The 9,948-nt window shown below is 73.1% G+C and carries 9 protein-coding genes; 6 read left to right on the plus strand and 3 right to left on the minus strand.

The window, feature by feature from the left end:
- Positions 1–118 precede the first annotated feature (118 nt).
- Positions 119–538 (plus strand): acyl-CoA thioesterase, encoded by a 420-nt coding sequence (locus AC5677_RS33675; protein ID WP_497196854.1) that lies wholly within the window; start codon positions 119–121, stop codon positions 536–538.
- 175 nt (positions 539–713) lie between these two features.
- Here the strand turns inward: AC5677_RS33675 and AC5677_RS33680 are convergent, their stop codons facing one another.
- Positions 714–1,496 carry a DeoR/GlpR family DNA-binding transcription regulator gene (locus AC5677_RS33680; protein ID WP_497191665.1) on the minus strand — a complete coding sequence of 261 codons (783 nt, stop codon included), beginning with the start codon at positions 1,494–1,496 and terminating at the stop codon, positions 714–716.
- A 390-nt stretch (positions 1,497–1,886) separates the two neighbouring features.
- Between AC5677_RS33680 and AC5677_RS33685 the strand changes: the two genes are divergently transcribed.
- Genes AC5677_RS33685 through AC5677_RS33705 form a run of 5 tightly spaced genes read left to right on the plus strand, consistent with a single transcriptional unit; the run spans position 1,887 to position 7,910 of the window.
- Positions 1,887–3,179: an MFS transporter gene (locus AC5677_RS33685; RefSeq protein ID WP_497191666.1), complete on the plus strand. Its 1,293-nt coding sequence runs from the start codon at positions 1,887–1,889 to the stop codon at positions 3,177–3,179.
- A 13-nt stretch (positions 3,180–3,192) separates the two neighbouring features.
- Complete coding sequence (locus AC5677_RS33690; protein ID WP_497191667.1) at positions 3,193–4,719, plus strand: FGGY family carbohydrate kinase; 1,527 nt, start codon at positions 3,193–3,195, stop codon at positions 4,717–4,719.
- A complete protein-coding gene (locus AC5677_RS33695) occupies positions 4,712–6,211 on the plus strand; it encodes an FGGY-family carbohydrate kinase (protein ID WP_497191668.1) in 1,500 nt (499 codons plus the stop codon). The genes AC5677_RS33690 and AC5677_RS33695 overlap by 8 nt, the downstream gene beginning before the upstream one ends.
- A complete protein-coding gene (locus tag AC5677_RS33700) occupies positions 6,208–6,834 on the plus strand; it encodes a histidine phosphatase family protein (protein WP_497191669.1) in 627 nt (208 codons plus the stop codon). The genes AC5677_RS33695 and AC5677_RS33700 overlap by 4 nt, the downstream gene beginning before the upstream one ends.
- 32 nt (positions 6,835–6,866) lie before the next feature.
- Positions 6,867–7,910 carry a 2-hydroxyacid dehydrogenase gene (locus tag AC5677_RS33705; protein ID WP_497191670.1) on the plus strand — a complete coding sequence of 348 codons (1,044 nt, stop codon included), beginning with the start codon at positions 6,867–6,869 and terminating at the stop codon, positions 7,908–7,910.
- Between the two features lie 4 nt (positions 7,911–7,914).
- On the opposite strand, the gene AC5677_RS33710 is transcribed toward AC5677_RS33705, so the two are convergent.
- Together AC5677_RS33710 and AC5677_RS33715 are read right to left on the minus strand one after the other, a co-directional pair.
- Positions 7,915–8,817, minus strand: coding sequence for a hypothetical protein (locus tag AC5677_RS33710; protein ID WP_497191671.1), 903 nt, complete (start codon positions 8,815–8,817; stop codon positions 7,915–7,917).
- 104 nt (positions 8,818–8,921) lie between these two features.
- Positions 8,922–9,815 (minus strand): LysR family transcriptional regulator, encoded by an 894-nt coding sequence (locus tag AC5677_RS33715; RefSeq protein WP_497191672.1) that lies wholly within the window; start codon positions 9,813–9,815, stop codon positions 8,922–8,924.
- Positions 9,816–9,948: the final 133 nt, after the last annotated feature.

Raw genomic sequence — 9,948 nt, forward strand, 5'->3', positions numbered from 1 at the left:
CCGCCCGGAGGGCCGGCGCCTACGGGGAGCGGGAGAGAACGTGGCAGACACGACGGACGCAACGGACGCGGCAGCGGCGACGGATACGGATACGGGGGACGACGCGGCGCCCTTCACCGTGGGCATCACCGTCCGCGGCTATGAGACCGATACCCAGGGCCATCTCAACCAGGCCGTCTACCTCCAGTACGCCGAGCACGCCCGCTGGTCGCTGCTGCAGGCCGCCGGCATCCGGCAGAGCGCGATGGTGGACCGGCGCGTCGGCCCGGTGACGGTCGAGACGACCATCCGCTACCGCCGCGAACTGCGCGCCGGCGACGAGGTCGAGGTCAGCTGCGCCTTCCTCTGGGGCGAGGGCAAGACCTTCGTCATCGAGCAGACGGTCACCAAGGCGGACGGCACGGTCGCCGCCGAACTGCGCGCCGTATGCGGCCTGATGGACCTCGAAAAGCGCAAGCTGCTCCCGGACCCGCGGGCGGCCTTCCGCGAACTGGCCGCCGATCCAGGGGCGCTGGGGCTGGGGTCGGGGCTGGGCTGACACTTAGGGGGCGGTCGAACGCATCCCGTAGGGGTTGCCGGCGCCCCCTGCAGGGCCACAACGTGGTGGGGTGGGGCGGGTATTCCCGGGACGCCGCCGCGGACCGGTGGCCGGCGAGAAACCGTCCAGGCCCGCTGCTTCGCAAGTGCCCCGCAAGTGCCTCGTACGCTGCCGACTAAGGTCGCTGCGCGACCACCATCACCTCGGTGCCGCTCGCCCGCACGGCGCGGATCTGCTCGGCCGGCAGCCCGTCGTCCACGATCAGCAGGTCGAAGTCGGTCAGCGGCGCGAGCGCGTACAGCCCGTCCTTGGCGAACTTCGTGTGGTCGGCGACCAGTACCCGGCGCGCCGCGCTCTCCATCATTGCCCGCTTGACCTGCACCGTCTCCGGCGAGGTGTGATAGCAGCGGCCGTTGATGACGGCCGTGGTGGACAGGAACAGGACATCGGCGCGGAAGGCCCGTACCGCGTCCGCGGTGTGCAGCCCCATGAAGGCGTCGTACGCCGGGAAATAGGCGCCGCCCAGCGTGATCAGCGAGATGCCGGGCGCCTTGGCGAGGGTGGTGATCGCCGGGAGCGAGTTGGTGATGACGGTCAGCGGGGTGTGCTCGGCGGCCTGATGGGCCAGCAGCAGACACGTGGTGCTGTCGTCCAGCAGCACCGTCTGCCCGGGGACCAGCAGCGTCGCCGCGGCCCGCGCCAGCTGCTGCTTGGTCGCCGCCATGGTGGCCATCCGCTCCGCGACGCTGCCGTGGAACTGCGCCGACGGCAGCCCGGTCGCCCCGCCGCGCACCTTCCGCAGCCAGCCCTGCGCCTGCAGCGCGTCGAGATCGCGGTGCGCCGTCATCAGGCTGACGCCGAATTCCTCGGCGAGATCCGAGGTGCGCACGAAACCGCTGGCGATGACGCGCTCGCGCATCCGCCGCCGTCGCTCCTCCTGGGCCTCGACCCGGTCCATCTCCCTGCGCTCCCTGCCTCGCCCGCCGCGCACCCGTGGCGGTCCGTCGTCGCCCGTGGCGGTCCTTGGCCATCCGTTGTGGTCCGTCGTCGCCCGTGGCGGATTCTCGTCGCTCGTCGCGGTCCGCCGTGCACCCGTCCCGGTCCCTCGTCCCCCGCCGCGGTCCGCCGCGTACCCGCGCCGCGGGAAATGCGCCGCGTTATGTTCGCACGGATTTAACACTGCACGCGGGGCGGCCGCCGTGTCCACATGCGGCTCCGGTACGACGCAACATGGCTGGTCGCGGCCCCGATGCGAAGATTCCGGCGGCCATTGACGCCCGATTCCGCCCGGCGGTTCCATCGCTCCGTTCGCCCCTCCCTGCCGAGCCGCCGCAGAAAGGGAGATTCGATGCCGAATTCTCCGTCGCGTTCGCTGATCACCCGCCTGGGCATCCCGCCGACCCTCCTCTGGGGATACCTCGGACTCCTCCTCTTCATGATCGGAGACGGGGTCGAGTCCGGCTATCTCTCGCCCTATCTGACCGACCGGGGCTTCTCGGAGTCCCGTGTCGCGCTGCTGTTCACCGTCTACGGGATCGCCGCCGCCCTCGCGGCCTGGCTCTCCGGAGTGCTCTCCGACCTGTGGGGGCCGCGCCGCGTCATGTGGACGGGCCTGGGCATCTGGGCCGTCTTCCAGGTGCTCTTCCTCGCCCTGGCCCTCCCCGTGTCCAGCTATCCGCTGATGCTCCTCGCCTACGGCCTGCGCGGTCTGGGCTATCCGCTCTTCGCCTACGGATTCCTGGTCTGGATCGCCGCGGTGGCACCCCGGGCCCGTCTCGGCACGGCCATGGGCTGGTTCTGGTTCGCCTTCACCGGCGGCCTGCCCACGCTCGGCTCGCTGGTCGCCAGCGGACTCATCCCGGGCATCGGCGCCTACGCCACCCTGTGGGCCGCGCTCGTGCTGGTGGCCGCGGGCGGGCTGATCGCCCTGCTGCTGGTCCGGGACGACCGGGGCGGCAGAGCGCCGCGGACCGCCGGTCCGCTGGGCACGCTCCTCGGCAGCATCACCATCCTGTGGCGCAACCCCCGCGTCGGCCTGGGCTCGGTCGTCCGGGTCATCAACACGGCCTCGCAGTTCGGCTTCTTCGTGATCATGCCGATCCACTTCACCCGGACCGTCGGCTTCAGCCTCACCCAATGGCTGCATCTGCTCAGCGCGATGTTCGCGACCAATATCTTCGCCAATCTGCTGTTCGGCGTGCTCGGCGACCGCTTCGGCTGGCGCCGCACCATCGCCTGGTGCGGCGGCGCCGGCTGCACCCTGAGCACCCTGCTGCTCTTCTACGTACCGAACGCGGCGGGCGCCAACTTCCCGCTCGCCCTGCTGGTGGCCGCCTTCTACGGGGCTACGCTGGCGGGATATGTACCGCTTTCGGCGCTGGTGCCCACGATGGAACCGCGGCACAAGGGACAGGCGCTGGCCGCGCTCAACCTGGGAGCGGGCGCCAGCACCTTCGTCGGCCCCGCCGTGGTCGCGGCCTTCGTGGGGCCGCTCGGCGTCGCGGGGGTGGTCTGGATCTTCGCGGGGATGTATGCGGTGAGCTGTGTCCTCGCCCTCTTCCTGAAGCTGCCGGACGAGTCGGCCGGCGCGGACGGCGCACCGCACACCGGTGCCCCGGCCGCCGCCTCCGCCCCGGCGTGAAAGGACCCCACTGATGTCCGTACTGACCATCGACGTCGGCACCACGGTGATCAAGTCCGTCCTCTTCGACGACCAGGGCACCGAGATCGCCGTCGCCCGCCGGGCCACCGAGGTCCTGCGCCCGCACCCCGGCTGGGCCGAGCAGGACATGGAGGCCGGGTGGGGCGCCGTCGTCCATACCGTCCGCGCGGTCCTCGACGAGTCGGCCGACCCCGTATGGCTGGTGTCCTTCACCGCCCAGGGCGACGGCGCCTGGCTCGTCGACGACCGCGGCCGCCCCACCGGACCCGCCATCCTGTGGTCCGACGGGCGCGCCGGGGACCTGCTCACCGACTGGCAGCGGGACGGCGTCCTGGAGGCGGCCTTCCGCCGCAACGGCTCGCTGACCTGCACGGGAATGCCCAATGCGCTGTTCGCCTGGCTCGCCGCCCACGACCCGGACCGGCTCGCCCGCTCCGCCACCTCGCTCACCGCCGCCGGCTGGCTCTTCCTGCGCCTCACCGGCATCCGGGCGAGCGATGAATCCGATGCGTCCGCGCCGTTCCTCGACCACGCCACCGGCGACTACGACCCCTACATCCTCGACCTGTTCGGCCTGAGCGCCTGCCGGCGGCTGCTGCCCACCGTGCTGGGGGAGTCCGAACGCATCGCCGAGCTGACCGGCGACGCCGCCGACCAGCTGGGCCTGCCCGCCGGGCTGCCCGTGGTGATGTCCCCGTACGACATCGCCGCCACCGCCCGCGGCGTCGGCGTGGTCAACCCCGGCCAGGCCTGCAGCATCCTCGGCACCACCCTGTGCACCGAGATCGTCCGCACCGAGATCGACACCAGCGGCGAACCCTCCGGCATCAACATCGCCTACCGCGGCCGCGAACGGGTGCTGCGCGCCTTCCCCACCCTCAACGGCGCCGAGGTGCTCGGCTGGGCGGCGCGGCTGCTCCAGCTGTCCGGGCCGCCCGAGCTCGCGGCGCTGGCGTTCGCCTCGGAGCCCGGCGCCCGCGGGCTGACGTTCCTGCCGTACCTCTCCCCGGCGGGCGAGCGCGCGCCCTTCCTGGACCCGCGCGCCCGCGGCTCCTTCTGGGGCATGTCCCTCGAACACACCCCCGCCGATTTGGCCCGCGCCGTCTTCGACGGCCTCTCCTTGGTCCTGCGCGATTCGCTGGCCGCCGCCCGTACGGACGTCAGCGAACTGCGGCTGTGCGGCGGCGGCGCCAACAGCGACGCCTGGTGCGCGCTGATCGCCGACGCCACGGGCGTGCCGACCGCCCGCTCCCGCGACACCGAACTCGGCGCGAAGGGCGCATTCCTGACGGGGCTGGTCCTCACCGGCGCCGAGTCCAGCATGCACCGCGCCGCCGACAAGTACGTCCACATGCAACGGAGCTGGCAGCCGGGCCCGGAACGCGCGGAGTTCTACGGCGCGCTCTACGAGGACTTCCTCGGATGGCGCGGCCTCGCCCGGGAGGCCGGCTGGCGCAGCGGCGCCGTATGGCGATCCGGCCCCCGCGTCGCCACACCCCTCGGAGGCACCCGTGTCTGACCCCCGCACCCCCACCCTCGACGGCATCTGGCTGGGCCTGGACCTCGGCACCCAGAGCGCCCGCTGCGCCGCCGTCGACGGCACCGGCCAGGTCCTGGCCACCGCCGCCCGCCCGCTCACCGGCCACCGCGAGGGCCGACGCCATGAGCAGGACCCCCAGGAATGGTGGGCATCGCTCTCCGCCGCCTGCCGGGACGTCCTGGCGGGGATCGACGCGCGACGCGTCCGCGGACTCGCCCTCGACGGCACCTCCGGCACGATCCTGCTCGCCGACGACCGGGGCACCCCGCTCACCCCGGGCCTGATGTACGACGACGGGCGCGCCGACACCCAGGCCGCGGCCGTCAACGAAGCGGGCGCGGCGGTCTGGCAGGAGCTGGGCTACCGCAGCATGCAGCCGTCCTGGGCGCTGCCCAAACTTCGCTGGCTGCTGGACCACGAACCGGCCGCGGCCGCCCCCGGGACCCGGCTGCTGCACCAGGTCGACCTGATCACCTGGAAGCTGGCCGGCCACCAGGTCGCCGCCGACGCCAGCCACGCCCTCAAGACCGGCTACCACCTGATCGAGGAACGGTGGCCGCGGGAGGTGATGGACGAACTCGGCGTCCCCGAGGGCCTGCTGCCCGAGGTGGTACGCCCCGGCACCGTGCTCGGCACCGTCTGCGCGGACGCCGCCGAGGCCACCGGAATCCCGCCCGGCACCCCCGTCGTCGCCGGGATGACCGACGGCTGCGCCGCCCAGATCGGCGCCGGAGCCCTCGCGCCCGGCGCCTGGAACTCCGTGCTCGGTACCACCCTCGTCCTCAAGGGCGCCAGCCGCCACCTGGTCCGCGACCCCGCGGGCGTCGTCTACTGCCACCGCGGGCCGGGCGAGAAGTGGCTGCCCGGCGGCGCCTCCAGCAGCGGCGCGGGCGTCATCTCCCAGTACTTCCACAGCGAGAACCTGGACGTGCTCACCGCGCAGGCCGCCGCCCTCGACCCGGACGCGGTCGCCTACCCGCTGGTGTCCACCGGCGGCGAGCGCTTCCCGTTCCGCGCCCCCGACGCGGAACCCTTCATCATCGGTGAAGTCCCCTCCCGCGCCGCGGAGTTCCACGCCTACCTCCTCGGCGTCGCCTGCCTCGAACGGCTCTGCTTCGACTATCTCGACCTGCTCGGCGCGCCCGTCGACGGACCGCTCACCCTCACCGGCGGCGGCGCCCGCAACCGCTACTGGTGCGGGCTGCGCGCCGATGTCCTCGGCCGCCCCGTACGCCTGCCCGAACATGCCGAGGGCGCCCTCGGCATGGCCGTCCTCGCCGCCACGTCCTGTGGCGTCGGCCTGGAGGACGCGGCCGCCGCCATGGTCCGCATCGCCGACGAAATCCAGCCGTCACCGGACCGCACCGCCCGCTACCTCCCGCTCTACCTCCGCTTCCTCGACGAACTCACCGCCCGTGGCTGGCTCGACCACGCCGTGGCCGATCACGCCCGCAGGAGGGCCGCCCCGTGACCGACTTCATCCTCGTACGCCATGGCGAGACCGTCTGGCATGCGGAGAACCGCTACGCCGGCCGCACCGACGTCCCCCTCACCGACCGCGGCCGCGACCAGGCCGCGGCCCTCGCTACCTGGGCGGCCACCGCCTCGCTCACCGCCGTCTGGAGCTCCCCGCTCGCCCGCGCCCGGCTCACCGCCGCCCCCGCCGCCGACGCCTGCGGCCTCACCCCGCGCATCGACGAGCGGCTCTACGAACTCGACTTCGGCCGCGGCGAGGGCCGCACCAGGGACGAGATGCGCCGGGCCTTCCCGGACCAGCTCGCGGCCTTCCTCGCCGACCCGGTCGACCACCATCTGCCCGACGGCGAGCACCCGCGGCGAGCCGCCGAGCGCGCGGCCGCCTGCCTGGCCGACCTCGCCCGGGAGCAGCCCGACGGCCGCATCCTCGTCGTCGCCCACTCCACCCTGCTGCGGCTGCTGCTCTGCCACCTCCTCGGCATCCCCCTCGCCGACTACCGCCGCGTCTTCCCCCAACTGCACAACGGCGCCCTCACCGAGATCCGCAGCGCGCACGGCCACACCGCCCTGCTCAGCTTCAACGCCCCGGCCCTGACCCAGGCCCCCGCCTTCCACTGACCGCACCACCACCCTTCAGGAGAAGCCCCACCATGACCACGACGGTCCTCGCCGCCGGCAACCACTTCATCCGCCCGAGCCTGTTCGCCGAGGCGGTGCGCACCGCGGCCGGGGACACACCGCTGGACATACGGGAGCTCCAGTTCGGCTGGCCGCACACACCCTTCGGCCCGGTCGCCGAGGTCATCGAGGCCTCCGGCACCGAGGACGAGATGATCGAGGCGCTGCGCGGCGTCGAGATCTGCGTCACCGAACACGGCCCGCTCACCGCACGCATCCTCGCCAACAGCCCCGATCTGAAGCTGTTCTGCACCAGCCGCGGCGGCCCGGTCAACGCCAACCTCGACGCCGCCACCCGGCACGGCGTCGCGGTCTGCCACGCCCCCGGCCGCAACGCCACCGCCACCGCGGAACACACCCTCACCCTGCTGCTGGCCGCCGCCCGCGGCGTCGGCGACACCCACACCGACCTGCGCCGCGGCGTCTGGCGCGGCGACTACTACGACTACGACAGCTGCGGCATCGAGATCGACGGCACCACCGTCGGCCTGATCGGCTACGGCGCCATCGGCAGCCGCGTCGCCAAGGTCCTCGTCGCGATGGGCGCCAAGGTCCTCGTCCACGACCCGTACGTGGCTCCCGCGGCGCTCGCCGGCATCGCCGAACAGGTCTCCCTCGACGAGCTGCTCACCCGCTCCCGGATCGTCTCGCTGCACGCCCGGGTCACCGAGGAGACCAAGGGCATGATCGGCCGCGCACAGATCGCCGCCATGCCGCGCGGCTCCGTCCTCGTCAACTGCGCCCGTGGCGCGCTGCTGGACTACGACGCGGTCTGCGACGCGCTGGACTCCGGGCAGCTCGCCGGCGCCGGCTTCGACGTCTACCCCCAGGAGCCGCTGCCCGCCGGCTCCCGCCTGCTGACCGCCCCCGGCGTCGTCCTCACCCCGCATATCGCGGGCGGCAGCCAGCAGGTCGCGCACAAGGCCGCGGGGATCGTCGCCGGGGACGTCGGCCGGTACCTGCGCGGCGAACCGCTGCGCCACTGCGCCAACCCCGAGGTGTTCCAGGCAAGTTGAGCGATCAGCAGCCGGGGGTGGCGGCGGCCGGCAGCGGTACCCGCCAGAGCTGGCTGTCGTTCTCCGAGCCCACCAGCAGGGTCCTGCAGTCGGCGTAGGTCACCGTCTCGCCCTGCGGCTGGGCGGGCAGCGCGACCTCGGCGAGCTTGGTGCCGGCCGCGTCGTGGACGTAGGCGGTGTTCGGCCCGAACGGGCCGCCGCTGCGCAGCACATACGACCTGCCGCTGGGGGAGTAGGCGCCGTCGGTCGTCCAGACCGGGTCGTCGCGCACCGGGGTGAGGCTGTTGACCTGGCCGGGCTGCGGGGGCAGCGGCGCCTTGTAGAGCTTGCCCGCGGCGCCCAGCACCTTGCTCGCCACATACATCTGACGGCTCGTCGGATCCAGGAGGAGCGACTCCGCATCGTGTTTTCCGTCGGCGTAGGTGAAGCGGAACGTGGTCGGTGACACCGTCGCATCCGCCAGCGTGTCGGGCTCGGCGAAGCGGTACACCGCGATCTGGGCGCGGCCGGCGAAGTTGTCGCCGATGTCGCCGACATGGATCGAGGACCGGCCGCTCTCGTCGGGGCCGACGGCCATCGCCTCCCAGTCGGTGTTGGTCGCGCCGCTGAGCGTGAAGGTGGCCTTGAGCTGCCCGGTGGCGCCCGAGCAGTCGACGGCGAAGACCTGGTTGGTGTTGCCGCTGTCGTTGAGCGCATAGACGATGCCCGGATGCCTGGTGCTCGCGCCCAGGCCACTGAGCTCCTTGAGCCCGGCGGGCAGCGTGCAGGCGCGTTCGGGTGCGGCCCGGTCCGCCCGGTGTGCCGCGGGACGCGGTGCGGACGGCGCGGCGGCGGGGTCCGCGGCGAGAGGGACGGCGAGCGCGGCGGTCGCCAGGAACGCAGCGGGGAGCGCGGGGAGTGAGGACATGGGCCCAATGTGACGGTGACCGGGCACGGCGCCAAGCGGTGGCCCGTCACCCGTTGAGCATGGGAGCGATAACGCGCCGGTATGACACGGCCGACCGCGGGCCGTCAGTGCGACGGCTCGCGGACCGGCGCCTTGTGCCGGGCATGGGCGAGGAACGCGCGGGCCGGCCGGCTCAGCTGCTGACGCGCATGCACGATGCCCACCGGGCGCAGCAGAGCGGGGGTGAAGGAGCGCACCTCGGCGCGCGAGCCGAAGGCGCGTAACGCCATATCGCGGTACCAGATCAGCGAACCGTGCCCGCCGACCACGCTCGCCACCCACGCCAGCCGCTCGTCCACCTCCAGCGCCGCCACCGGGCGCACCCCCAGCCGGCTGAACATCGACTCCAGCTCGGTGCGCCGGCCGGTGCCGCGGGTCGGCAGCACCAGCCGCAGGCCGTTCAGCCGGTCGAACGGCAGCGGGTCGGGCAGCGCGGAGCCCGGCGGCGAGATCAGCACCACCTCCCGCTCCTGGAGATGGTGCGAGGACAGCTCCTGGCCCACCGGCAGATCCACCAGACCCAGCTCCGCCGACCCCTTCGCCAGGCACTGCACCAGCGCCTCGCGGCTGTCGTGCTGAAGCAGCTGGATATCGACCTCGGGATGCCGCGCCGTGAAGGCGGGCAGCAGATCCGCCGCGAGATCGATGGCGAGCGTGGGGGTGGCGACCACACACAGCTTCTCCCGCGCCCCGCCGCAGTGCGACGCGCCGATGTCCTCGATGGCGTCCACCGCCGCCAGCACCGTACGGGCCAGCCGCACCACCCGGGCACCCTCGGGCGTCAGCTCCACACCCCGGCCCATACGGGTCACCAGCTCCACGTTCAGGTCGCGCTCCAGCGCCTGCACGGCCCGGGAGAGCGCGGGCTGGGCGACATAGACGGCGGCGGCCGCCGCCGTGATGGACCGGCAGTCCGCGACCGCGACGAGATAGCGCAGCTGCTGGAGGGTGAGGGTCATGGGCGGACGGTAGCCGCAGCGAGGTGAACCCGTAAGACAAACGGAGCGTCGGCACGGTGGCGACGCGATGACCGCGCGAGGTCAAGGCGATTCCCGGTCGGCACCGAACCATGCCGTTAGGGCATGGGCCGGG

It is taken from the genome of Streptomyces sp. JLSY215, assembly GCF_059682825.1.